The organism is Candidatus Saccharimonadales bacterium, assembly GCA_040903985.1.
Lineage (GTDB): Bacteria > Patescibacteriota > Saccharimonadia > QS-5-54-17 > QS-5-54-17 > JBBDUI01.
In genome coordinates this window covers 444,092-468,446 of sequence record JBBDUI010000002.1, presented here as the reverse complement: position 1 = coordinate 468,446, position 24,355 = coordinate 444,092, and the positions used below count along the sequence as shown (strand labels likewise).

Below are 24,355 nucleotides of genomic sequence, written 5' to 3'. Positions count from 1 at the left end.
ACTACTCTCTTTGGTTACTGAAGTTCAGAGCTTTTCTGTCGCCCGGGGCGGCCTGACGCAGTCGTAAGTAGAGCAGCCCCATTACTACAAGATAGATGCTACCGCTACCGCAAATACGTACCCAGCTACCACCGCTTAAGACTAGGCCGATACCACTAAGGAGCTGCCAGCCGGCTAAGAGGGGCAGTAACCACATCAGCTGAGCCGGAACCCTATGACGCGCCAGCCCAACTAAACCGTACAGCACGGCCCCGAAGCTTATTGTGCCGCCAATAATATGTAGTCCGAGCATCACTGGCGCTTGCTATCCTGTAATTTATTACCGGCCACGATCAGGGCAGCACCGAGACCGATGAGAAAGCCGGCTACTAAGAGGTCGAAAATCAAGCCGACACCGCTGGCGAGTACCACGATACCGCTGAAAGTAGCTATGTTTCTCGTAGCTAGGAGCTGAAGCAGGCGCTTATTCATATCACTATTCTACCATTCTCAAGCCAGGGATAAAGCCAGTGTCAGGCTTAAGACTAGGGTTTGACTATATTCTGCGGTGAGTGCAGGAGAAATTGCTTGATGTTCTCACTAGTAGTCTGGCGGATCCGGGCTAGTGCCTCGCGCGAATTAAAGGCGTTGTGGGGCGTTAAAACTACCTGAGGCATACGGAGCAGTACACTGTGCTCGGTCTGATGCACCAGATCCTGCATTCTTGCTTCCGGATGTAGTAGAGCTATCTCCTCCTCCCGACGCAGCAGATTCTCTCCCTCTACTACATCAAGCCCGGCCGCACCGACCCGGCCGGAGTAGAGTGCTTCAATTAAGGCGCTGGTATCGATCAGCTCGCCCCGGGCAGTATTGAGGATGACAACTCCACTCTTCATCTTTTCCAGTACGGATTTATCGATAATATGCCGGGTCTGCTTGGTAGCCGGCAGATGAAGCGAGATGATATCACTCTCGGCTATAACGGTATCGAAGTCACGATAGTTAATGTGCTCCGACTCTTTCGAATTGATATCAAAGCCGATCACTTCCATCTCAAAGCCCCGGGCTATCTTAGCCACCTGGCGACCGATCTGCCCACAACCGATCAGCCCGATGGTCTTACCGTTTAAGTCGGAGCCGATCAGCTCTCGATATTTGATTACGCCTAGTTCAATTTGGCGCTGACTCTCATCCAGGCGGCGCATCACACTTAAAAGCAACATGAAGGTATACTCGGCCACTGTCTTATCGCCATAACTCGGAACGACACTAACTAGAGTGTGTTGGTGGGCCGCCGCCGCTAAATCGATGTGATCATAACCGGTCGAGCGAGCTGCTATTAGTTCGAGCTGGGGGAGTGCAGCCACCACCTTTGCGGTAACGGCAGAGGTGACGAATACCGAAACTATGGCAGCGTCAGCATACTCAGTCACAGTTGTTTCATTTAACGGCTGAGGGGTCGTGACTACCTCATACTTAAACAGGTTCTTTAAAGCCTGCTTAAAATAACGGCTATCGCCACCATGCGTATCGAAGAAAACGATCTTTTGCATATTAACTGCTCCCGCCCTTTCCTGACTGTAAGTGTAGCAAAAAAGCTTACGTTTATGCCAAAAACTAGAGTTTGAGTACTTGGGCTAACTCAGCCACTACTTCAGCGGCGAAAGAGCCGAGCTCGCCCTCACCCTTCTCTACACTGCGGCTCACGCCACGCGCGCGGACTTCAGCGTTAAAGCGGGGGAGGGAAGAGATGGAGATGATTTTATCTGGTCCGAAGTGCTCGAGGTCGATTATATGAAACGAATCACCCCGCTTACAGTTACGATCGAGAACGATAGCGTCAAATGCCTCCCCCGCCTGCGGGTTAACGAAATCAATCACGTCTGTGGCGGTTGAGTAAACCGTCACTCGCAGAAGCACACCAGATTCTTGCTCCAAACGATCACACTCAAGTAATAAAGCGGCCAGCACCTCTAATCTATCCTCTAGTATCAGTACATGTTTCATGACTTGATTATACCCTCTCTCCCCTCACCTACTTCAGTTGATTTTATGTGCTGCTTATGCTATAGTATGATTCATGAGCCGATTAGAACCATCCGACCAAGGCAGCCTATTCACTATCGAACGTGAAGTATCATACGTCGGCACGGACCCGGCTGCCGCCCAACGTGAAACTTTGACTTACGACTTGAATCCCTCAGTACCGACCGCTACTGAGGTACAAACTGAGACTGAAGATTACTGCGATACGGCCGACTACGCTTTGGGTGAGCTCCTACTCACACTCAGCCTGGCTAGTAGCGCCGGATCCTTAGCGGTAAACTCTAAGTTCGCCGGCAGTCCTGCCCGAGCGGGACTGCACGCCCTAGCTGAGAGAAAAGGGTTAAGCGCCCCAGCAGCTGCTAGTCGCGTAAGAACTACCGCCGCCGATCACAAAGAGATCGCTAAGATGCACTACGAGACCTGGCTGGGGCGCAAGGACCCGGATGGAACTCACCGCGAGGAGCTGCCTAGCCTCGGTAGCATCAAGCAGTATTACTACCGTAATGAGGCCGGTAGGGCCGAGCGCGAGCGGTTCCTTGCCCAGCACCAACAGCGAAAAGCCGCGGGCGAAGTTGCCTAGCTCCGCTTAAGCAGATCGTTCTCAAACAGACGGATACCGGCTAGACTCTTCTCATACTGCGTCACATCCGGGAAATCGAGCGCCATGATACAGCCCCAAACAGCCTGAATCAACTGGGTGGTCCGTTCTACCTCATCTGCCTCCATGCTGTATTCGAGCAGGATGACCTTACCCTCGATCGGCTTGATAAACTCGAGGTAGCCAAGATCAACCCTGTATTCGCCCCACGTACGCGACTGTTCGACCAATAACTTATAAAAAATTAGCTGTTTCTGGTAGCGCCAAGCCTTTAGCCCCTCGCTCCCCGAACGGCGGCTCCAAGACTGCAGTGCCTTACCAGTCTTAAAGTCGTACACTTCAGCCCGCCGGTTATCTTTATCCAAAATGATCTTATCTAGCCGACCGGAAAGCCGTGCGGCGCCCACCGCTACACCTTGTTTAGCGAAGCTAGTCTCGACCAAGTGCTCTGACGCGAATAGCTCGTAACGTTGCTCTAGATATATGCCTAGCTCACGGTGACCAAGATCGAGATACTTCAAATAATCCGGCTCTTTTAAGCGCTGGTTTAATAGCTGTCGCTCAAAGCAGCTGATTACCTCGGCTACACTGAGTCGATTACCCTGCTTCAGCTCTGTGTAGGCTTCCTGTAGTGCAGCATGCACAGCCGTGCCATATGCCGATACCGGACTCTTTGCCTGCGGAAACTGCAGCAAGCTTTCGAGCAGGAAGCGATGCGGACCGCCATTGATTAAATCTAGGAACTTAGTGAAGTGTGTGACGTTAAGCTGATAGGTCTCAAGTACCGGATTAAGCACGGCCTGCGCATCAGCGCTCTTAGGCAGCGGATGATATGACTGCCAGGCCGTCTCCAGCACTTCAATGCTCTCTGGCGCCGCAATCCCATCGATATCGACAAACCGTTCTGGTGGTAGAAACGGCACTGGTAACACCTCTCTACCGCCGCTACCATGGCGGTAGCTGGTAATGTAGAGGTTTGACTTAGCCCGAGTCATAGCGACAAAGAAGAGGCGTAGCTGATCATCGAAGGCGTCGCCCGGTGGAGTAATCGGCAGGTTAACCGGAAAGGTAATCTCCTGCCGCCCACCGCTACTAGTCCAAACCGATTCTTGGGCGCTGATAATAAAGACAGTATGAAACTCAAGCCCTTTCGATTTATGCGCCGTCATCACGTGCACGGCGTCATCCGTGCTGACAAAAGGTGTTTCATCCACTATGGGCATATGATTAGTGCGATGCACCTCGATGAAATCGATAAAATCACTCAGATAAATCGTTTGTCCATGCCGATACTCGCGCAGGCGATTACGTAGCAAACGCAAGGAGGAGAGAAAGACCAGATACTCGCCACGGGCGTGCTCGAACCGATCTGCAGAGAAATAATAGCTGCGATAAGGCGAGACAAACTCTTTTTTCGCTTCGACGCCGATCAGCCTATCCAGTACATACTCGACCGGTTCGGCCTGAGCTGCTTGAGCGATCTCGAGCAGCCAACGTGCAATTCGCTCTAATCTACCTCCACCCTCCAACATGATGTCGAGCCACAGTCGCCGCTCTTCATAGGCCTGTCGACTCAAGCGCCAAAGGACTACCGGGTCGAGCTCCCAGAAGGGATAGCTTAAGACTCGAGAAAGATATTCGTTTGCCGCAGTCTGATCACCCTGACTAAGCAGATGCACTAGTGTGGCCATATCGATTAACTGTTCGATATGAAACTCACGCAAGGCGTCACTGCGCCGCTCATACACTACCGGGATGTCGGCCGCGCGCAGGTGAGCCATCAACTCCTCTAAATAGCGGTGTTGACGACCGAGCACGGCGATCTCGCCAGCCGGGACACCACTAGCGATCAGCCGTTTAATCTCACTGGCCACAAAACCATACTCATGCTCGGCCGTCTCCAGTCGAGAGAGCTTGATCTCACCGATCGGAACGCTCCTATTTACTGCGCGGAGTGATTTATCTATCATTTCTAGTTCCGTCTCCAGCCGTACCTCACCCTGGGTGATCACCTCCCTAGCTGCCTCTAATACAGCCTGGTGAGAGCGATAGTTCTCCGTCAAGGTCACTAGCTGCAGCCCGGCATATTTACGCTGAAAATGCAGGACGTTATTCACCTCCGCTCCTTGGAACTTGTACACTGCCTGGTCGTCGTCACCCACCACCATCACATCAGGACTGCCCTCGTGTACGGGGTGATCAGCTAGAAGATAGAGTAAGCGAAGTTGGCCGTCGTTTGTATCCTGGAACTCATCGACCATCAGATACTGATACTGTTCCTGCAGACTAAAGCGGAGACCATCTTCATGCTCGAGGGCGCGCAAAACCTGAAGTACCATGTCGGAAAAATCGTAGCGTTCCTGGACGAGAAGCTCTGCGTTATAACCTTCATAAACTTCCACCAGCGCACTCAGACGTTGATCGCGTTTACGGTCACGAAAGACGTAATCCCCGGCGGTATTCTTCTCTAACCAACTAAGTCGCCAAGCCGTTATCGGAGTCGTCTTCCCCAGTTCCTCCGCCTCCGCTAGAGCTTCTGATAGTGAGTGGATCATGATTTCAAACAACGGCCGGAATGGCTCCGGTAGATCGCTTACGTTACCGCTCGGCAGCTGGTCGTAATACTCGCGGATGCGCGGTAGATGGCTTTTACTCAACCGCGGTAGAGCGAAGGCTTCCTGCAAAATAGGCTCAGCCATATCACAAGCCTGCCGATTATCCGCTAGAATCTGCCGCAAGTCTGTCGGTGTCAGACCGGCTTTCTTCAAGTGCCCAATCGCCATATTAATACTGCGCAAATAGACAAATTTCTCATTCATAGTGGCAGCTAGTGGACTATCGTGCGGTAAGGAGCGCAGGATAGATTCGATCACTTCGATCTGCAGCACTTCATCTGATGGAGTAAAACGGGCACCGTTATAAAAGTACTCGGGGTATTGATTGATCACTTCTACCCCGAAACTGTGAAAAGTATGAATAGCAACTTTATGAGCTTCGGAGCCGATTAAGCTCAGCAAGCGCTCCCGCATAGCTGTAGCGGCCGACTCGGTAAAGGTCAGGCAGAGAATGTTACGCGCCAGCGCATCGGTTCGACGCAAGATGTTCGCCACGCGCATACTCAAAAGCTGTGTCTTACCGGTACCAGGACCAGCCACCACCATGACCGGTCCGTCGATAGCATCGACCGCCGCCGCTTGGGCCTGATTCAGCTTCTTATACTCTTGCTCAAAATCCATCATGTAAAGCCTAGTATAAACTATGGCCTACCCGTATCTATCCCTACTAATTCCTACCCTCTCGAGCACGTTATCACCCATTGCCAGTGCTAGGATTATAAATAATCTTCAAAAAGTGTCCGATCGGACACTTTTTGAAGATTTTGGGTGGTGGGGCAGGAGGTCGCATGTATAGAATTAGGCGAACATAAAGCGAATGGAATGCTATACTGGACGATATGGAGTCGACGTACACCCCACTAGCTGAACAGATGCGCCCACAGGAGCTAAGCGACTTTATCGGCCAAGAACATCTTTTGGGCCCAGACGGACTAGTCCGTCAATTGGCCGAGCAGAAGCAGCTCAGCTCGCTCATCCTCTGGGGACCACCGGGCAGTGGCAAGACGACACTGGCCCGCATTCTAGCCCAGATCACCGAGGCCGATTTTGTCGAGGTCAGTGCAGTCACCGCTCGACTGGAAGATGTACGCCAAGTGATTAAGCGAGCCGAGGAGAACCAACGCTTACAGCTCAACACTATCCTCTTTGTCGATGAAATCCATCGCTTCAACAAGGCTCAGCAAGACGCCTTCCTGCCCCACGTAGAAAGCGGGCTTATCACTCTCATTGGTGCTACCACTGAGAATCCCAGTTTCGAAGTTATCCGTCCACTACTCTCCCGCAGCCGTGTACTAGTGCTAGAGCCGCTCAAGCCAGAAGAGATTAAAACGATCGTCCGCAGTGCGGCTAAACGGCTAAAGTCGCTTAGCCGTCTCAGCTCCAAGGGACTGGAATATCTAGTAGAGGTCTCAGCCGGAGACGCTCGGACCGCTCTTAACACCCTAGAACTAAGTCTGCAGATTAGTCAGGGTAAGCAGGTGACCCCAAAGATAGTAAAGACGGCGGCACAGACTCGTATCCCTGGCTTCGATAAGGCTGGCGAGATGCACTACAACCTTATCTCCGCCTTTATAAAATCACTGCGCGGTAGTGATATCGACGCTTCGCTCTACTATCTAGCCCGCATGTTAGCGGCCGGAGAGGATCCCAAATTTATCGCCCGCCGTCTGGTCATATTTGCCAGCGAAGACATCGGTATCGCGGTAAACGGCGCGCTGAACTTAGCCGTAGCAACTTTCGAAGCGGTCGAGCGCATCGGTCTGCCGGAAGCCCAGTACAGTCTTTTTCACTGTGCTAGTGTGCTGGCCCGTTCGCCCAAGTCCCGTGCCGTAGCCGATGCCATGGGAGCAGCGTTACAGGCGGCCAAAGCCTACCCGGACGCTCCAGTTCCTCTACATGTCCGTAACGCCCCGACCCAACTAATGAAAGATCTCGGTTACGGCCAAGACTATAAGTGGCAGGCCGATTTTAAGCCCGAAGCCGGCTTTCTACCCCAAGAGCTAGAGGATACTGCTATCTGGCCGGCAGCAGAGTAGCGCTATCCCGTCAAGCCACGGATACCAGTGATAATTAAGTCGACCCCAATGGCGCCGACAAAAAAACCGTTCACCCGTAAAACGATATCCATATTCTTATCGAACACCTCCAGCATGCGGTTCTTTAAAGTTTGACGGAATAGAGCTAATAGCACGATGATGATTGCGTTAATGCTCATGGCGGCACCGATGGTAGCGATTGCATTTATAACTGAGAGTGAGCGACCGATTAAGATGCTAAGAGTAATAGTAGCGGCACCAACCATAAACGGTAGCGCTACTTCAGCTGCGATCGAGGATAGCTCGCCACGAGTCGTAATCAACGATTTTTTCCCTTGTAGAATAAAGCTAAGGGCAAAACTAGCCACCACTATTCCACCGAAGATCCGAAATGAATCAAAGTCTATCTTCAATAGTGTACTGAAGATCTGCTGTCCAAATAGAGCAAAGAGGACATAGATGATGAAAGAGATTAAGCTGGCCCGCAACAGAATCTGGATAAAGCTTGACAGCCCTAACTCCCGCTTTAACGGCAACAGATAGACAAAAAGCGCGAACGGATTCATTAAGACTAAGAATGAGATGATAAGCTGAGCCATAAGACTCTACGTTACGCTGGCCGATTATACTCGTCAAGCACTTACTTAGTGCGTTGGCTAACCGGTGTCTCGATAGCAAATACCAAAACGTCAAAAATGAAGATAAAGAAGACGGCAAACACACTAAATGTCTCGACCCGCTGATTGATAGAAAACGGCAGTAAAGCCTGAAACCACCCCTCATCAAGTAGGAGATAGGCCGCTACACTGGCCACTACTATAGCCATCATAGTAGCTACGAATACCTTATGACTGTGCGACATAATATGATTATACAGTCTGGGACACAACTCTCTTATCTCTGCTGCTACGTGGCATATAAGCACAAGGGTTGTGCGGTACAATGACACTATGGATACAGCCCTGCATAACCACCCTGAAACCGACTGGCCCCACTATGCGGCCGCCCGGCGAGCGGCCGATATCTTAAATAGTGCCGGGTTTGAGGCTTACATCATCGGCGGTGCCGTCCGGGATATCCTACTCGGACGCACCCCAAAGGATTTCGACCTAGCCACTAATGCCCGACCGGAAGACATCCTAGCTTGTCCTGAGTTTGTGCGCTCTCACTACAAAGATACTGCCCAAGCCTACGGGGTGACGCGCGTCTACGTCTCTGTCCCGAAGGCCGACAGCTCTAGCACGCATGAGATCGAGCTCGAGATAGCTACCTACCGGCAGGATATCGAAGCGCACCTAGGACGCACTCAAACCAAGATTGCTTTCGCTTCCCTAATTGACGATCTGCAGCGCCGCGACTTTACTATTAACGCTCTAGCGCTTGACCCCATTAGCGACCAAGTAGTCGACCAGACCGGGGGTATCGAAGACCTTGGCCGTAAAGTAGTCCGCTTCATCGGCGACCCAGAGCAGCGAATTCAAGAGGACCCGCTGCGCATTCTCCGCGGTATCCGACTTAAGGTTCAGCTCGATTTCAGTTTCGACCCCCAGACGGAAACTGCCCTCCAAACAGCTATAGCTCACGGCAAACTTGCCGATATCGCCGTCGATCGGGTTAAATTTGAACTCAGCCGACTACTAATGCACCCTAGCCGTCGTCAGGCGATTGAAGAGCTCGATCGGTTGGGCGGGTTAGAACAGCTACTACCCGAACTATCCGCCACTAAAGCCGTACCTCAACCGGACAATCTGCACGCCGAAGGCGACGTATTTACCCATAGCTTGCTTAGTATCGGCTATCTACCTGATATCGTTTCGCCCCGCCTGGCCTGGGCGACTCTACTACATGACATCGGTAAGGTTCCGTCTTATCGCAGTCAGAGTGAGACCGGCGACCGAATTCGATTCGATGACCACCACCGTCTAGGAGCCGAGCTAGCCCGCACGGTACTTGAGCGGCTGCGTTTTTCTACCAGCTTTCAATCCGAGGTGGCTTGGATGATTCATTACCATCTAGCTATCGATGAGCTGCCTCAGATGCGGCCGCGACGAGCGGAGAACTTTATGCACCATTCCGCTTTTGCAGATCTCCTGGAGCTACATCGGGCCGACGCCCATGCCGCTTGGAGCAAGACCGCCAGTGGCGTGATCGATGATGGTCCCGGGGACTTTAGCCGCTTAGAGCGGCTCTGGCAGGAGTTCCAGCGACAGCGTAAAACCCACCCCCCTTCGCTGAAGGACGACCTTGGTATCGATGGCAAATGGCTGCAGCAGCAGTTCGATCTCTCCCCGGGCCCACTTCTTGGCGAAGTGCTAATGGCCCTCGAGGACGCCTACCTTAACCACGAGATTGATAATGCCGAGGAGGCGCACAAATTCGCTACTACTTGGCTGCAGCAATCTAACCCCTAGGTTGGGCTATATATACCGCCTTTGAGACTAGCGGCAATTAGTCCAGAAATAACTTGCTTGCCAAACCGCTATAAAACACCTACAATAAGCTCGACTGACTTAAAGGTCTCGCGTATCGTTATTGGCTCTCATTAGCCTAACACCGAACCGAACGAGTTAGCGCTAATTAAAAAGGAGCCAAATAATGGCAAAACTATATGTCGGCAATCTGCCGTATCGAACAACTGAGGAAGCCCTCGGAGAGCACTTCGCTCAAGCTGGAACTGTCGTTTCAGTAGCGGTCATCACTGACCGTGAGACCGGACGCTCAAAGGGATTCGGATTCGTGGAAATGTCCAGCGATGAAGAAGCTGAAGCAGCCGTTGCTCAGTTGAACGAAAAAGAGTTTGAAGGCCGCAACCTACGGGTTGACCTCGCTCGACCTAAGCAATAAGCCTTTAAGCTTAAAGCTAAGACAAACCTCCGCTTTTTAGCGGAGGTTTGTTATTTATGGAATTAATATACTCCTAACAACTGTATGAGCTTACGAATTAGCGTTAGGACAATCTGAACATTTACGCCAACGAGGACACTTACTATCGGCAGTAATTTTAGTTTCATTAATGGTCCAAGAAGTAGATACTGCAGCGTAGACTTCAAGTTCTTTTTCAACCGAAGCTGGACTACGACCTTCTGAGAAAGGTAGGCATGCAGTCCTCCCTAATAGACCCGATTTTAACGCACCGGGCAATTGCGAGGGGTCTAAATCTCCTGTAACTATTATAGGATCCGAATATGTTTCGTTGCTCAATCCTTCAGGCGTTGACATAGCTTGTAACCTCTTATCTTAAGTTACTATACAATATATAATCCATAACAGCAAGTAAACTATCCCCTAGCCACACAGCAATCCCTCGGGATCTATTCGCTACACTCCGCATTGATGCAAATTATATCCACCCAGATAAACTCATTTGGCTCACCCCTATCCAGTTCCTGACTTGGCCCACCAGCCGGATAGCTAGGTAGAAAACCGAAGCGCCGAGCGTTAGCATAAGCATCGGCTGCTAACCAAGCATAGACCGGACCATCACGAAAATTGAGCTCAGAGCCCTCTAGGCTCAAGTCGCTAATATCTATAGCATAACCAGCGTGATGTTTCGAGTAGCCCGGCGCGGGCTGAGAGCGCAGGATATCGTTAATTATGACATCGGCCGTACCACTAGCAATCTGAGCCGAGGTATAACTTCGGCCGATAAGTGCCTCTGCCCGCGCCTCTAGTTCGGCTAAGAACAGCTGACGCTCTGTCTCGATCGAGCTGTAACCGGCTGCCAGACCGAGACGTAAACCCTCGGCCTCAGCTATAGCTCTTAGCTCTTTCCATGCCGGGATCACCACCGGCTGTAGCTCCACCCCTTCATACTCGACCAACTCGCCCTCCGCTACAGGCTGGAGGCGATAACCACGGCGCTCAGCTAGTTGCTGAATGCGCGTATCGGCTGCATTATCACCGGTAATAGCCGGCGGAGTGGTCAGAAGTTCTGCGGCGGCTAGGTCAGCCGCATACCAAGCGGCCACCCACTGCTCGGCTTGGCTAGCCGTAATAGTAACGTCACTTGTTGGCCGAGAATTAGCCGTGGCAGTGTTAGCCTGATCGGTATACCACCAACTACCGTATGCTAGAGCTGCAAAGACTAGGATTACACCGCTTATAAGACGTAGCTTTCTCATGGCCCCAGTATAACAAAGCTAACGGACCAACTCAGATATTAAGCTAAGACAGTCCGTCTAGACGATGCGGTCGCCACGCTGGCCGAGTGGGTGGCGGGGTAGTCTGTGGCGACGGCTCCGGGTTATGGACTGGTCGAGGGGGACTAGAAGGAGGCAGATCGGAGATAGTGCTTGAGGTAGCTGAAGTACCGATTGAATCAATAAAAATTGGCTGCAGACCACTACGACCGACTGTCTCACTTGGAGTCGTTGGCTCCACCCTCTCGAGTGGTTCAGTCGTGTCGAATAGATAGCCCGGCGTTTCATCTGCTAAAGGTTGCAGACCGCTCCAATTCAGCGCCGCTTGAGCTGTCGGCCTGCTGGTCTTAGTACGCTTAAATCTGAACTTACTCATTATGATACTACTACCTTCTTAGCTAACGTTTGTAGCATGAATATTAACTTTAACCGTAAGCGTTCACTACCCCTATAATACCGCATAGCGGGTGCCAGCGACTAGGGAGGTACTTGCTGTCGGCTAATTTTAGGGCGGACAGATAGGAAGAAGTTTAATCCAACTTAATTAAGACAAGAAACGTATAATTAGATTATGTGGAAGCCAACTCTCCTACTAATCCTAGCGCTCCTTCTACCTAACCCTAGCGGTATAAACGCTATTTCGCCTCGAGTCGAGCCTGCTCACACCCACCACATCATCGATGACCGGTTTTTCACTAGTGACCTTAGCTTTAATGCCACCGCCATCCAGAACTTTCTAGAGGCTAAGGGGGCTGACTGTGAAGGTAGCTTATGTCTGAAGAGCTACCAAGATCCAACTACCGGGCGGACAGCGGCGGAGATTATCGCCACCACCGCTGCAGAGATCGGCCTCAACCCCCAGGTTATCCTGATAACCCTACAGAAAGAAAACTCCCTGGTCACGGCCAAAGACCCTCAAACCTGGCAGTACCGGACGGCCATGGGCTATGGCTGCCCGGATGGGGCAGACTGTGCGGCCGACTTCTTCGGGTTTTCTAATCAGATCCAGCTCGGTGCCACCCTACTACGCGTCGGTTATGACCGTGCCTGTGGAGATAAAACGAGCTGGCTAGGCTGGAGAGTCGCACCGCGCTGGTATCGCGGCCACGTTACCATGATCGATGGTCGGGCTACCCGACTCGGCAGTTGCGCTACAGCGGCACTGTACAGCTATACGCCCCACCGCGTCGACAGCGCCTGGGTACCGGCACTGGATGGCAACTACTATTACGGTAACTACAACTTCGTCTATTTCTATCAGGACTAGTTTGGCGGTTAAGTAATCGCAATTATCTAACCAAACTAAAAAGGGACCGAATGTCCGGCCCCTTTAGGGTAAGTTCCAAGTGTCCTACTGAGTTAGCTCTTCGACCCCAGTGCTATCCCTATCAGAGCTAGCTAGACTAAGTTCGGACTGCTCCTGCTCCCCAGAGCCAGGTGCGTCAGTAGGAGACTGGAATTCCGTTCCGTGACTCTCAGCCCAGGCCGCCCAGCGACCATCGGCTTCGGCGCGATCGGCGGCTCCTTCCGCTACACGATCAGGATCATTTAGTTCTAAATTATCTGCGTTAGTTTGCGTTAGTGTTTCCATCGATTCCTTTCTGTTTGTTTTAAGTTGATTGTTCTTAGATATTAGCATAAGCTTGACATATTGTCAATGTACTTATAAATATTAAAGCTGCGCTTCTGAGCTAACGATCACCCTCTGCTCATACTCCCGTGCGCCGGAGTCAAAGCTACCCCCGCAAGTGATTAAGTTAAGCTGACGTTTGATACCGGGGCTCTGCGAGAACAATACATCGGCAGCAGCGTGAGTAGCGACTGTTTGCACGGCAGTAACCTTAAACGACACTTTGCGTCCATCACCAAGCTCGATATTGTAGTTGTCCCCCACCGCTAACTGAGCCAGCCGTTTGAATATACCGTCACTGCTGCGACCATCGACGTGTCCGTCGATAATGCTCAACCCTGGCTTACCTGGCCGTACGCTCTCGCTGAACCAGCCGGCCAGGTGAATGTTGTCCGGTACCGCGACTTGCTCATATTGGTCTACGCCCACCGGCTGGATGAAGCCTTCGCTCTTAATGGTCGGTAGCTCGATATATTTAGGGTCTGCCGCCCCACCGCGCCACTGGTAACGGTCCTTAGTGGGCCGCTCTTCGCTCGGCCGATCGGTCGAATAAGTAAGGGGCGTAGGGGCCGTGGCCTCGCTGGTCGTGTTGGGCGAAGGTAAGTAACCTAGCACAACTACAGTGAGTAAAATTAGCACCAGACTTATCACGGTTTCGGACTGCAGCGGGGATAACTTAGACTGGACTACCAAATCATTACCTGCCCCCACCGAGGCCAGTATTAGGTACCCCGACTACATTAACGGCCAGGCCGATCGGGTCGGTGATGATACCATCGCTTATACTATCGATATCGAGCTCGCCGCCATCCGTCACCTGGTGAACTACTACTAGGACTGGCTGTCCAGAGTTAGTAGTGGCCGTTAGAGTCGAATCACTCACCGTAAAATAGGCGGGAATATTAGGATCATATTTACGCAGATTGTACTCCCCAACTACATCGTAGTGATACTGCGTGATTGTAGTCGTATAGCCCGGCGTGCGGCAATCGATTACAAAATTCATTAAACCGTGAGGGTAATCGAAAGCCACGTCCTTTAGCTGATTACTGGTCTCAGGTGTCATAGTAGCTGAGATAATCTCACAACCGACGTCGGCCTCTAGAACTACATAGTTGCCGGTAATCGGATTGGTAAAACCGTAGCGGTGCAACTCCGGATCCGGCTCGACAGCCTGCCACCAAAGGTAAGGATAGCCATCGTTAAATAAAGGATCGATACGCCAAATCATATCGAAATCCCAAGCCGCACTAGCCAGATCTGTGGTATACGTAGCGACATCTAGCATATCAGCTGTAGACTTGCCTTCCCCGCCGGCGCTGGTTGTCAGGCCGGAGGTCTCCATATCCCAAAAGGAGTTAACCACACTGCCTACATCAGTAGCGATCAGACCGCCCAGTGGTAATGTGCCGGTCACCACTCCAGTGGCGTAGGAATTAGTCAGCATGCCAGTGCTGACGCCGACTAAGCCGCCTTGGTTACCGCTCAGACCGTCACTCGATACCTTGCCCCGGGCGTAAGAGTTATCTACCGTACCGTAGAGGGCCCCGATCAGGCCGCCTGCGCAGCAATTACCGGGTAGGCTGACCTGACCGGTAGCTGAAGAGTAGCTCACACTACCGTTTACTTCACCGACTAAGCCGCCAACGAAATCCTCACCGATTACCTCACCGCCGGCAGAAGCCTGCGAGATCTCCCCGGAGCTACTGCCGACTAAGCCGCCGATGTTATTTGCCCCACGTACATCGAGATTAGCGTAAACGTTCTCTAAAGTTCCTGCATTAAATCCGACTAGACCACCAGCATAACTCCCAGTGGTAAATAGGTTGCCGCTCGTGAGCCCGACGTTTTTAATCTCGGCAGTTGCACCGGTATAACCAAACAAACCGACGTAATCACCGGTCTCCTCTATCAGCAAGTTCGAAATAGTGTGATCATCTCCATCGAGTGTACCGTCGAAGCTATCCCCCGTGGTACCGATCGGTTCAAAGAAATCGGTCTCGGTAATCGCAACATTATCGATGAACCAGCCTAACTCAAAGCCGAGATCGTTATCTTGAGTCTGATAATGGAAGCTAAGCTCAATAGTTTCCCCGGCATAAGCTGACAGGTCAAACCACCAGGTATGAGCACCCAGCTCATCCTGAGCGGCACTATTAGGATGAAGAGCGTAGCAGTCGTTTAAGATCTGAGCCGGACCACCGTTAACCACTAGCGCCACATCTTTAGTGTCGTCTGCACTATCATCGGTACACTTACCGCCTTGATCGTACGCCCACGAGTCAAAGCGTAGGTAGAGATTACTAACTACCGGTAGACCGATGGCTGGACTAGTCAGCGTACTTGTCTCCTCGTTACCACCTAAGCAGTCGGGGCCGGCCTTACCGTTACTGCCATGCACCGTCGAATCGAAGTTAAATGGTGCCGCCGCCACATCCTCTCGGTCACAAGTCTCATCGAGCAGGCTCCAAGTATCATTAGTACCACTACTAACCCAGCCGGCCCCACCACCCTCAAAGTCTTCACTGTAGTGCACTGCACCATCGCTAGGGGCGCAGTCGATATCGTTAGCCAGTACGTAATCACCGGCCAGATCCAAACTGATATTCTCTAACTCGGTGCAGTTAGTAATCTCCACCGGAGCCGCAGCCCGCACGTTATCGCCGCCATAGAGCATGCTGCTAGCCCAAGTAGAAAGTACTAGCACCCCGATCGCAACTAGATGCAGGGCCGCAAAATGAGGTCGATGGGTTTTAACTCTCAAAGCCGCTAGTTGTAGCACCGGCATATCTCCGAATCAATTAAGCTTCAGTATACATTGATGTTGCATACTAGACCATATTATTATGCTTATGCAACGATTATTCGACCGTTTTAAGTGTCCGCGAAGCTAAAAAGAGGAAGATAGCGATCACACCCACTAGGGCTGCAATCTGAGGCCAGATTATCGCTAGATCTTGACCTCCGGTAGCTTCCTGAATAGCGTTATTAGCATAGTATAGCGGCGTAGCTCGACCAACAATCTGGGCCGGCAGGGGTAGCTGAGTAGGGTCGACCATGATACCGGAGAGGAAGATGGTCGGTAGTAATACCAGCGGGATAAACGGGATAATCTGCACCTGACGCCGGACGAAGCTAGAAATTAACACTCCGAGGGCGACCGAGGCTAAAGCAAGTAGCCAGATCGTCGCAAACAGCCAGACCAGCACACTGATGCTATAGCTGAGATCGAACAAACCTAGAATCATCGCGATTACGATAGCGGTCTGAACCGTAGCTAGGACGAGGTAGCCCAGGACATAACCGACGATGATAGTCGGCCGCGATACCCCATTAACATACATCCGCTCCAGAGTGCCGTTAACTCGCTCTTCCACCACAGATATCATGCAGAGTACGAACGTGATGATGAAGACGACCGTAGCTGCTAAGGCCACTACCAGCTCCTCAACCGGCATCTGCTCCGGTAGAGTGTCGAAAAATACCCGTAAAACGATAATGATAAGTACCGGTGCAGCCAAGGAGAAGATCAGAAACCACTTGTCCCGGAAAAGCTGGTTGAGCACCCGGCGGCCGAGCGTGAACATATTACGCATAGCTATTCCTGCTCTCCATCTACAATAGCGATAGTAATATCCTCCAGCGATTCCCGCTCGACGCTGAGCCGTTTTACCTTAGGGTCCAGGCCATAATCATGCAGGAAGTCTGCGATAGCCACCGGATCAGCTGCTACTGACTGACTGATCTGCTTCCCGTCCGGCTGCTCTAGTTCGATTTTGACTTGCCCCCGGGCAATTATCTGCGCCGGAGTATCATGAACTAGCAGCTGACCCTCCCGAATAATAGCTAAACGATCACACAGTAGCGCTTCGTCCATCAGATGTGTACTGATCAGAAGTGTCTTGCCCTCTCCAGCCAAGCGCTTAAATAAGCTCCACAGAATCCGCTTCAACGAGAGGTCGAGTCCAGCCGTCGGCTCATCGAGAAAAAGGATGTTGGGCTGATGGATCATAGCGCAAGCCAGCGAGACTCGAGTCTTCATACCCCCGGATAAGTGCTGCACCCGTTCGTCCCGCTTCTCACTCATGCCTAAAAACTCCAGCAGTTCATCGATTGCAGCGGTGGAAACCTGGGCGCTATGTAGCCGAGCGAAAAAGCGAATGTTATCCCGTACTGATAGATCCTCGTACAGACAGGCAGCTTGAGGCATATAGCCAAAGCGATGGGCCAGTTGTCGTCGCTGCCTGAGGGGGTTCTGGCCGAAGACTTCTACCCCGCCAGCGCTGGGCCGGACACCACCGGCTAATGACTTAATTAAGGTAGATTTACCGGCTCCATTCGGGCCCAGTAGCCCCACCACCTGTCCACTTTCGATCTCTAGTGAGAAGTTTCGCAGAGCCGTTGTAGTACCAAAGGTCTTGGTTAGATTGTCTAACTTAATTACCAACATAGGGAAGATGAGCAGGCTACTCGGCTAGCTCGCCGATACGATAACCGCTAAGTAATGCTTCAGCCTCGGCTGAATGAGCTCGCACAGCTTCAAATCCTGCGGTAACATCTAGGCCACAACTGCGCTCGATCGAATCGCTTCCCGGTGGGTGCTCATCTAGATAATCGGTAGCATCGTAAACTGTGCCGTCGATGACTAACCAGCAGTCTTCCGCTGTATCGTGTTCGGCCACTTCACTCATTGTATAAGTGTCGCTCTCACTCTGGTCGAAGAAAAGCCAAGCCCCATAGGCTACCGCAGCCACTACTGCTAATACTAATACCGCTAGGATCTTTTTATTCATCTAGAAGCCTCTCTACTTAATCTAACTCTTATATTACCATAAGCATTTAACTATTCAGCCCCGATCTAGCCGCCACTTGATCTCAGATTATCACTTCATCAAGCTTTAAGCAGGCTAATCACGCATAGTTAATAAATAAAGCATGAGCGTAATAGAGATAGTAGCTTGGTAGAGCCATAAAGTTGATTTAGAATCTTACCCACGCTATAATATAGATGATAGGGAGGTTAGGAGATGTACTACCATGAGGGCTCTAGATTGAACCGCATAGATCTGCGGTCTGAGGCTGATAAGCGAGCCGAGGCCCGGGAGCGGCGCCAAGCACAGACATACCGCGAACAGGAACGAGATCGCCCCCAGGCCGACCATAAGCTAGAACAAAACCAGCTTGATTTGCGTAGTGAGAAACTGCGAGTCACCCCCCGCCCACCCCGTAGTAAGGTAGCCCAGTCTTTCTACAGTGCTATCCCCAGCAGCTTGAGCTTGCCCCTTAATACCGGACGACCGCAGCGTCGAGACGCTAACAAAACTCAGACCAGAGCCGAACCGATTAAGATCACTAAGCCCAAACCAAACGATAGCGTCATAACTACTATCCGCTCTAAGCTAGCCGATCCCTCTAGTCAGGTCTTAGCCGGCCCACTCTGGCTACGCCGCACGGTGATCGGCATCCTGCTGCTGCAGTTTCTCATCTTCGCCATTCTCTTCGCTATCGTGATGCAAAACTCCACCAATGTCACTCGTAGTAGTGATCCAGACAACCACGGTGCACCAGTGGTAGTGCAAGAAAACGTCAGCGACAGAAGTGATACAGATGAAGATACCACTAGTGATGAGAAGACTAAGCCGGTCGGACCGGTCGATGAATCAACTGTAGCCCCGGTTCATTCATCCCAACAAACAGCTGCACCAAATAACAGTGAGTCAGACCAGCCCACAACTGCTACACCGACTAGCGCCGCACCAGATGAAAACACCACCACAGAGACTACATCGACTGATGCAGACGCGGATTCTAACGAAGAAGCTGTCGACTGTAATACGCTCTCCGGACCATTAGATCTCGATCTTCTTAACTGTTTATAGCAGCGTGAGTTTTAACTCTTTACCCTCTTGCTAGAATAGTAATAATATTATACAATATTACAACTGTCCGTTCACAGTTTAACGCTGTGGGTGGGCTTCATGTACCTTGACATACAGAGGAGAAAACTAACTTCGCTAACCACCGACTTACAGGTCGGTTGCAGGATGGTACCCTACTCCAACCAGGACAGGATAGAGATGAACCTGCAAATTCGGTGGCGTAATGCCACCACGATCCTCGCCCTTCTGGCGCTGGTGCTGAGTACTTTGGCGCTGAGCATCGGAATGGCACCGGAGGCAACAGCCACTACCCCGGACGGCAAGGCCGTCACCCAGTCCAGTATCGACTTCACTCCGGATGAGGTGACCAACTGGTCCCCCGACCGGCAGGAGCCGTCGGCGGGCTGGGGATCGGTTTCCTACGCCGGACGGGATGACGTCCTGCAAATTGGCATCGACAGTGCGGATGCTGCCACTGGCAGCTTCTACCGCACCGAAGGTGTCACCACCCCAACCGGTGTACCTACCACTGAGGTCGAGGTAGACCTCTACCTCGACTCCGCCTGGGAGGACAACGCCGTCAGGGCCGGTATCTGGACCGTCGGATACGACTCCGCCGGTGAGAACCGGTCGCAGGCGTTCGGCATCATCGAGTTCGTCTCCGCCGAGTACGACAGTGACGCGGAGACCTACTCCCAGAACGAGACCTGGCGGGTCTGGACCTCCGGACTCGGCTGGACCGAACTGCCGGACGTTCCCTTCACCTATGGTGAGTGGGTGACGCTCAGCATTCGACTCGATCTCGACTCCCAGACCTACCACTTCTCCATCGCCGACGAGGTCGTCGCCTCTCAGGACATCCCGGTCGGAACCGAAGGCATCTCCGAGTCCTTCGGGCTGGGGGAGCTGTTCATCAACTCCTACAACTTCGGCAACGACGTCATGGAGGGGGAGCTCAGCAACGACAGCTACGCCGCGCACTGGCACGGAATGGAGCTGGTCAACACCTTCAGCTCGATCCAGGCCGCCGTGGACTCCCTCGAGTCAGGCGGCAGTGTTTCCGTCGGCTCCGGCACCTTCACTGAGAACGTCGTCCTGAACCAGGATGGCCTCCAGCTGATCGGTGCCGGCAGCGATGCAACTGTGATCGCCCCCACCTCGGGACACGCGATCAGCATCCCCGGCCACACGGCCGGCGAGATCGACGGCGTTTCGATCACGGGCTTTGAGCTCGCACCCGACAGTGGGTTCGGCTTGATCGCCCTCTCCGGTACCGTCGATGTCGCTCCCACCACGTTGAACTTGGCGGTCGAGGATGTCGTCACTGACTCCCAGATCGTGCTCAACGCAGTTGAAGGGGCGGACTTCACCGAGGTCACCATCACAGACACTACCGGCAGTGGTGGCAGCGGCGGGCTGGAGCTGACCGGGGTCTCCGACCTCACTATCAGCGACAGCACCTTCACTGGCAACACTATCGGCATCCGACTGCAATCGACCGACGGCCTGGTACCAGCCAGCGCCTACGGCACCAACGGTGACGTCACCATCACTGACACGGTCTTCACGGACAACACCGTGGCGATCGATAACGGTGACGGTGACGTCGAGGTAGCTGCCACCAACAACTGGTGGGGCTGCTCGGAAGGATCGGGAGCGAGTGAGTGTGACTCGACCACGGGCGCCGTCGACACCAGTTCCCCGCTGAGCGCGGAGATCGCTAGTGTCACTGCTCCCTCGAGTGTCTCTCACTCGACCACCAGCGTCACCCCGACGGTAGCGCTGGCCAACGACCGCCATGTGTCGGTGAACGTCACCGGCAACACCAACCTCAACGAGGGGAACAACACCATCACGGTCACTTCGACCCTGACGGTGGCGGGTGTAACCCTGGATACGGATACCGCTCAGGTAACCGTCCGGCGGTCCGCACCCCCAGCACCCCCGGAACCGACCCCCCAGCCCACCGCCAGCGAGACGGTAGCGCCGGGTGGTTCGGTCACGGCCGAGAACGATGGGGCCAGTACCCAGGTCACCAGCCCCAATGGTGGCACCGTCGAGGTCAGTGTCGATCGCACCCCGACCGACACTGAGCCCGCCAACGGGTTCTCGTTCCTCGACTTCACGGTCGACATCACGGCCCCGGACGCTACGCCCGAGGAGCCATTGGTGCTCGACTTCAAGCTCGATCCCGAGATCGCCTCCGACCTCGATCCCTCGCAGCTGGTCATTTTCCGCAACGGCGTCCCCGTGCCTCTGTGCACCGGTCCGACCGGTATCGCGGAGCCTGACCCCTGTGTGGCTGGCTTCTCCGGCGTCGAATCCGGCGAACTCCAGTTCCAAGTACTGACCTCCCAGGCCAGTGTCTGGACCGTGGCCGAGGTGACTAACGCCTGTCCCACCCTGCTGGTACCCGATGCCGGGTTCACCGACACTGCGGGATCGGTTCACCAGTCGGCCATCGACTGTCTGGCCTGGTGGGGAGTGACCCAGGGCGTGGATGCGGACCACTTCGCTCCGGGTCGTGACGTCACGCGAGGCCAGATGGCCTCCTTCCTGCACCGACTGCTCGACGCGGCTCAGATCGATCTGCCGACGCCGATCGACTACGGCTTCCGCGACGTCGGTGCTGATGAGACCCACCGTGACTCCATCAACCAGATGGCTGTCACCGGTGTTCTCGATGGCTACCGGGATGGGTCATTCAAGCCAGATGCCTCGATCACACGGGCGCAGATGGCGACGATGATCGTCGGTGCCTTCGAGTACGCCACCCAGGTGGAACTCGAAGTCGGCGATGTTCCCTTCAACGATGTCCACGGCGTTCACGCCGAGAACATCGCCCGGGCGTTCAACGCCGGACTACTCAACGGGACCACCGGGTCGACCTTCGACCCGGCTAGTTCCACTACCCGCGCCCAGATGGCCACGGCCCTCACCCACATGCTGGATGAGCTGGTCGAGCGCCATTTGGCCGAACTGCCCCGCTAGCTCCTCTGTACATCAACCCCCGAGAAAGACTATCGGTCTAGCCGATGGTCACTTCCGCCCATGAGGCGGAGAACTTCTCTCGCCCGACCGGGGGCGCCTGTGCGAATGACGGCTAACGCCGTCGCTATACCCGCACAGCGCGCCACCCGGTCGGGTGGATTCACTAGTATAGAAGTATAGATATCTATACTGGTGAATCCACCAGAGCAAGGAGTTAGTTGAAGCCAGAGAGGCTCCCGCTACTCCCATCCTGGGCGGCTGTCGAAGCTGGTAGCGGCGGAAAATCACTGTAGCCCTCTTGATCTATCTCAGCCCAGTCCGGCTTATTAGCTACTGCAAACTCAGCTAGAAACTGAACTGTCTTCGTTCCCGCTCCGTGGCCTAATAGATCAACCGGCCTGAGCGACACATCCTGCTCCAACTTACTGCAAATGCCTTCCATAGTGCGGTATAAGCTTTCGAGGTGCAGACCAGACAAGTGCCGATAGCGGGCACTAACTCCACGCGCCTCTTCTGGCGGCTTAGTCTCAAAATCGAGCTGAACATAGCCACTAACATGAGCCCGCCGGATACAATTCCAGACCCGACCGGCCATATTATGACCATAACCCCGGCGCTTACCGAAAATTACGAGGTCCTCGCGCTCAGCGACCTTGAGCTTAGGCTGCGCCCACTCGGCCGCGACAGTATCTGAAGCCCTCTCAGCATCACTAATGGCAATCCGTGCCAACTCGCGGAATGGCGCTTCTGCTAATGCCATTTCATAGGCGAGGTTGGGATTAGAAATTAAACGTTCATCCATAATCTATATATTATATAATAAACCTCTCTACTAGGATAGGTCTATGCTCCCAGCTTCTAGCTGGCTCATGCCCGACCCGCAACACCACCACCCTTGAGCCCTTATCCAAGCTGTATTTCGACTAAACTCCGGTTATAATAAAGACATGAATAAGAAGCTGATTCTCATCGCGATTATCGCGCTCATAGCTATCGTCGGAGCCATCTACTACACTAGTGGCCGGGAGCACACAGAGTCTACTTCTCCAACCGCTTCATCTGATACAAACACAACGACAGATGATAACAGTGCCGATCCAGTGACAGACAAATCGCAGTATGTCGACTATAGTCCGGACGTCATCGCCACCACCACCGGCACGAGGATTCTTTTCTTTCACGCTCCCTGGTGTCCGCAGTGTCGAGCACTGGAGGAGAGTATCCTTAGTGGATCGATTCCGGAAGGCGTGACCATCATCAAGGTCGACTACGACTCTAATCAGGCCCTCCGCCGCGAGTACGGAGTCACCATCCAGACCACACTCGTCCGAATCAACGATCAAGGCCAACTCGAAGAACGCTTTGTGCCGTATGAGGAACCGACCCTACAGACACTAGTAGATAATCTACTCTGATATGGGTCTATTTCTTCTATCTTTCCTAGCCGGCATCTTGACCGTACTCGCCCCTTGCATCTTGCCGCTCTTACCGATAGTCCTAGGCGGTTCACTAAGCAGTGACTCTGAGACAGGTGCTAAGTCCACACCGCGAATCAGGGTGCTGGTCATCATCGGTAGCTTAGCCATCTCGATTATCGTCTTCTCTCTTCTACTTAAAGCCACTACAGCACTCCTAGGTATACCTCAAGAACTCTGGCAAATCATATCTGGCGGTATCATCACTATCTTCGGCCTCTTTATGTTATTTCCTGCACTCTGGGTTAAGTTAATTTCCCGAACCGGACTGTACGGCAGTAGCAACCAAGCCCTAGGCCGAGGTTACCTGCAGTCTGACCTGAAAGGTGGAATGGTCATGGGCCTAGCACTAGGACCGGTCTTTAACAGCTGCAGCCCGACCTATGCCCTAATAGTAGCCACTATCCTACCGGTATCGTTCCTAGAAGGACTAATCTACCTGGTAGCCTACACGATCGGACTCTGCCTCATGCTGCTCTTAATCACCCTCCTCGGGACTAAATTCGTCACTAAACTCGGCTGGCTAAGTGACCCGCAGGGGTGGTTCCACCGCATAGTAGCCGGACTCTTTATCCTAGTCGGTCTATTCATTATCTTTGGGGTCGATAAGGACATCCAGACCTATGTGCTCGATAAAGGGTGGTACGATCCAGTGTCAGGGCTTGAGGAACGATTACGTCGCTAAACTGTAGAGTTCGCCACCCAATGCTTATTTCTGACGGTGAATACACCCCGCCCAGCAACACGGTCGGCGCTTACCGGCTATAAGCTCCTCATGCGTGCGCTTGATCCGGCGTCTCCGCGTCTCAGGCTTCTTGGCATCCTCGATCCAACAGATCCACTCATTACGTGCGAGCGGCGTAATATCTTCCCAGGCAACCTTTACTTTAGCGCTGGATATAAGCACCGTTCGTAAGTCTGCCGGTACTTTGTGTACTACGCCATGAGATAATTCTGAGCTAGTCAT

General features: G+C 53.0%; 29 protein-coding genes. 9 read left to right on the top strand and 20 right to left on the bottom strand.

The genetic code is table 11. The features are described 5' to 3' along the window. Position 1: 1 nt before the first annotated feature. From WD467_02480 to WD467_02465, 4 genes are all read right to left on the bottom strand, one after another. Positions 2–292, bottom strand: a complete 291-nt coding sequence (locus tag WD467_02480; GenBank protein MEX2452755.1) for a hypothetical protein — start codon at positions 290–292, stop codon at positions 2–4. Beyond that, positions 292–471, bottom strand: coding sequence for a hypothetical protein (locus tag WD467_02475; GenBank protein MEX2452754.1), 180 nt, complete (start codon positions 469–471; stop codon positions 292–294). Before WD467_02475 ends, WD467_02480 begins: the two co-directional genes overlap by 1 nt. 53 nt (positions 472–524) lie before the next feature. Next, entirely contained in the window at positions 525–1,532 is a 1,008-nt protein-coding gene (locus WD467_02470) for an NAD(P)-dependent oxidoreductase (protein MEX2452753.1), read from the bottom strand. A gap of 64 nt (positions 1,533–1,596) precedes the next feature. After that, positions 1,597–1,986, bottom strand: a complete 390-nt coding sequence (locus WD467_02465) for a hypothetical protein (protein ID MEX2452752.1) — start codon at positions 1,984–1,986, stop codon at positions 1,597–1,599. 73 nt (positions 1,987–2,059) lie between these two features. Here WD467_02465 and WD467_02460 point away from each other — a divergent pair, with 73 nt between their 5' ends. Further along, positions 2,060–2,605: a hypothetical protein gene (locus tag WD467_02460; protein ID MEX2452751.1), complete on the top strand. Its 546-nt coding sequence runs from the start codon at positions 2,060–2,062 to the stop codon at positions 2,603–2,605. On the opposite strand, the gene WD467_02455 is transcribed toward WD467_02460, so the two are convergent. Next, positions 2,602–5,862 (bottom strand): ATP-dependent DNA helicase, encoded by a 3,261-nt coding sequence (locus tag WD467_02455; GenBank protein MEX2452750.1) that lies wholly within the window; start codon positions 5,860–5,862, stop codon positions 2,602–2,604. The genes WD467_02460 and WD467_02455 overlap by 4 nt on opposite strands. A gap of 215 nt (positions 5,863–6,077) precedes the next feature. Here WD467_02455 and WD467_02450 point away from each other — a divergent pair, with 215 nt between their 5' ends. Further along, on the top strand, positions 6,078–7,274 hold the full coding sequence (locus WD467_02450; GenBank protein MEX2452749.1) for a replication-associated recombination protein A: 1,197 nt from the start codon (positions 6,078–6,080) through the stop codon (positions 7,272–7,274). Positions 7,275–7,276: 2 nt separating this feature from the next. On the opposite strand, the gene WD467_02445 is transcribed toward WD467_02450, so the two are convergent. After that, positions 7,277–7,873, bottom strand: a complete 597-nt coding sequence (locus tag WD467_02445; GenBank protein ID MEX2452748.1) for a MarC family protein — start codon at positions 7,871–7,873, stop codon at positions 7,277–7,279. A 41-nt stretch (positions 7,874–7,914) separates the two neighbouring features. After that, entirely contained in the window at positions 7,915–8,136 is a 222-nt protein-coding gene (locus WD467_02440; GenBank protein ID MEX2452747.1) for a hypothetical protein, read from the bottom strand. A gap of 88 nt (positions 8,137–8,224) precedes the next feature. Here WD467_02440 and WD467_02435 point away from each other — a divergent pair, with 88 nt between their 5' ends. Together WD467_02435 and WD467_02430 are read left to right on the top strand one after the other, a co-directional pair. Then, entirely contained in the window at positions 8,225–9,685 is a 1,461-nt protein-coding gene (locus WD467_02435) for a CCA tRNA nucleotidyltransferase (GenBank protein ID MEX2452746.1), read from the top strand. Positions 9,686–9,869: 184 nt separating this feature from the next. Continuing rightward, complete coding sequence (locus WD467_02430) at positions 9,870–10,118, top strand: RNA-binding protein (protein ID MEX2452745.1); 249 nt, start codon at positions 9,870–9,872, stop codon at positions 10,116–10,118. A 467-nt stretch (positions 10,119–10,585) separates the two neighbouring features. Here WD467_02430 and WD467_02425 read toward each other — a convergent pair whose 3' ends face one another. Next, a complete protein-coding gene (locus WD467_02425) occupies positions 10,586–11,395 on the bottom strand; it encodes a D-alanyl-D-alanine carboxypeptidase family protein (GenBank protein ID MEX2452744.1) in 810 nt (269 codons plus the stop codon). A gap of 43 nt (positions 11,396–11,438) precedes the next feature. Further along, positions 11,439–11,789: a hypothetical protein gene (locus WD467_02420; GenBank protein ID MEX2452743.1), complete on the bottom strand. Its 351-nt coding sequence runs from the start codon at positions 11,787–11,789 to the stop codon at positions 11,439–11,441. Positions 11,790–11,984: 195 nt separating this feature from the next. Here WD467_02420 and WD467_02415 point away from each other — a divergent pair, with 195 nt between their 5' ends. After that, positions 11,985–12,680: a hypothetical protein gene (locus WD467_02415; GenBank protein MEX2452742.1), complete on the top strand. Its 696-nt coding sequence runs from the start codon at positions 11,985–11,987 to the stop codon at positions 12,678–12,680. Positions 12,681–12,764: 84 nt separating this feature from the next. Here the strand turns inward: WD467_02415 and WD467_02410 are convergent, their stop codons facing one another. From WD467_02410 to WD467_02385, 6 genes are all read right to left on the bottom strand, one after another. After that, positions 12,765–13,004 carry a hypothetical protein gene (locus tag WD467_02410; GenBank protein ID MEX2452741.1) on the bottom strand — a complete coding sequence of 80 codons (240 nt, stop codon included), beginning with the start codon at positions 13,002–13,004 and terminating at the stop codon, positions 12,765–12,767. Positions 13,005–13,085: 81 nt separating this feature from the next. Beyond that, positions 13,086–13,754: a class F sortase gene (locus WD467_02405; protein MEX2452740.1), complete on the bottom strand. Its 669-nt coding sequence runs from the start codon at positions 13,752–13,754 to the stop codon at positions 13,086–13,088. After that, a complete protein-coding gene (locus WD467_02400; GenBank protein ID MEX2452739.1) occupies positions 13,741–15,831 on the bottom strand; it encodes a choice-of-anchor U domain-containing protein in 2,091 nt (696 codons plus the stop codon). Before WD467_02400 ends, WD467_02405 begins: the two co-directional genes overlap by 14 nt. A gap of 73 nt (positions 15,832–15,904) precedes the next feature. Further along, positions 15,905–16,639, bottom strand: coding sequence for an ABC transporter permease (locus WD467_02395; GenBank protein MEX2452738.1), 735 nt, complete (start codon positions 16,637–16,639; stop codon positions 15,905–15,907). A 2-nt stretch (positions 16,640–16,641) separates the two neighbouring features. Continuing rightward, the gene (locus tag WD467_02390) at positions 16,642–17,493 is read right to left on the bottom strand and encodes an ABC transporter ATP-binding protein (protein ID MEX2452737.1); all 852 of its coding nucleotides are present in this window, start codon (positions 17,491–17,493) and stop codon (positions 16,642–16,644) included. Between the two features lie 16 nt (positions 17,494–17,509). Beyond that, entirely contained in the window at positions 17,510–17,836 is a 327-nt protein-coding gene (locus WD467_02385; protein ID MEX2452736.1) for a cytochrome b5 domain-containing protein, read from the bottom strand. A 234-nt stretch (positions 17,837–18,070) separates the two neighbouring features. On the opposite strand from WD467_02385, the gene WD467_02380 reads away from it, so the two are divergent. Continuing rightward, positions 18,071–18,922, top strand: a complete 852-nt coding sequence (locus WD467_02380) for a hypothetical protein (protein ID MEX2452735.1) — start codon at positions 18,071–18,073, stop codon at positions 18,920–18,922. Between the two features lie 147 nt (positions 18,923–19,069). On the opposite strand, the gene WD467_02375 is transcribed toward WD467_02380, so the two are convergent. Next, positions 19,070–19,909, bottom strand: a complete 840-nt coding sequence (locus WD467_02375) for a hypothetical protein (protein MEX2452734.1) — start codon at positions 19,907–19,909, stop codon at positions 19,070–19,072. Between the two features lie 57 nt (positions 19,910–19,966). Beyond that, positions 19,967–21,484, bottom strand: coding sequence for a hypothetical protein (locus WD467_02370; GenBank protein MEX2452733.1), 1,518 nt, complete (start codon positions 21,482–21,484; stop codon positions 19,967–19,969). On the opposite strand from WD467_02370, the gene WD467_02365 reads away from it, so the two are divergent. Then, on the top strand, positions 21,467–21,913 hold the full coding sequence (locus tag WD467_02365; protein MEX2452732.1) for an S-layer homology domain-containing protein: 447 nt from the start codon (positions 21,467–21,469) through the stop codon (positions 21,911–21,913). The two genes, WD467_02370 and WD467_02365, sit on opposite strands and share 18 nt — an antisense overlap. Before the next feature lie 29 nt (positions 21,914–21,942). On the opposite strand, the gene WD467_02360 is transcribed toward WD467_02365, so the two are convergent. Both WD467_02360 and WD467_02355 read right to left on the bottom strand, forming a co-directional pair. After that, positions 21,943–22,077 (bottom strand): hypothetical protein, encoded by a 135-nt coding sequence (locus tag WD467_02360; protein MEX2452731.1) that lies wholly within the window; start codon positions 22,075–22,077, stop codon positions 21,943–21,945. 50 nt (positions 22,078–22,127) lie between these two features. Next, complete coding sequence (locus WD467_02355) at positions 22,128–22,715, bottom strand: hypothetical protein (GenBank protein MEX2452730.1); 588 nt, start codon at positions 22,713–22,715, stop codon at positions 22,128–22,130. 145 nt (positions 22,716–22,860) lie between these two features. Here WD467_02355 and WD467_02350 point away from each other — a divergent pair, with 145 nt between their 5' ends. Both WD467_02350 and WD467_02345 read left to right on the top strand, forming a co-directional pair. Next, a complete protein-coding gene (locus WD467_02350; protein ID MEX2452729.1) occupies positions 22,861–23,328 on the top strand; it encodes a thioredoxin family protein in 468 nt (155 codons plus the stop codon). A 1-nt stretch (position 23,329) separates the two neighbouring features. Further along, entirely contained in the window at positions 23,330–24,073 is a 744-nt protein-coding gene (locus WD467_02345; GenBank protein MEX2452728.1) for a cytochrome c biogenesis protein CcdA, read from the top strand. A gap of 24 nt (positions 24,074–24,097) precedes the next feature. Here the strand turns inward: WD467_02345 and WD467_02340 are convergent, their stop codons facing one another. After that, a complete protein-coding gene (locus tag WD467_02340) occupies positions 24,098–24,355 on the bottom strand; it encodes a YdeI/OmpD-associated family protein (protein MEX2452727.1) in 258 nt (85 codons plus the stop codon).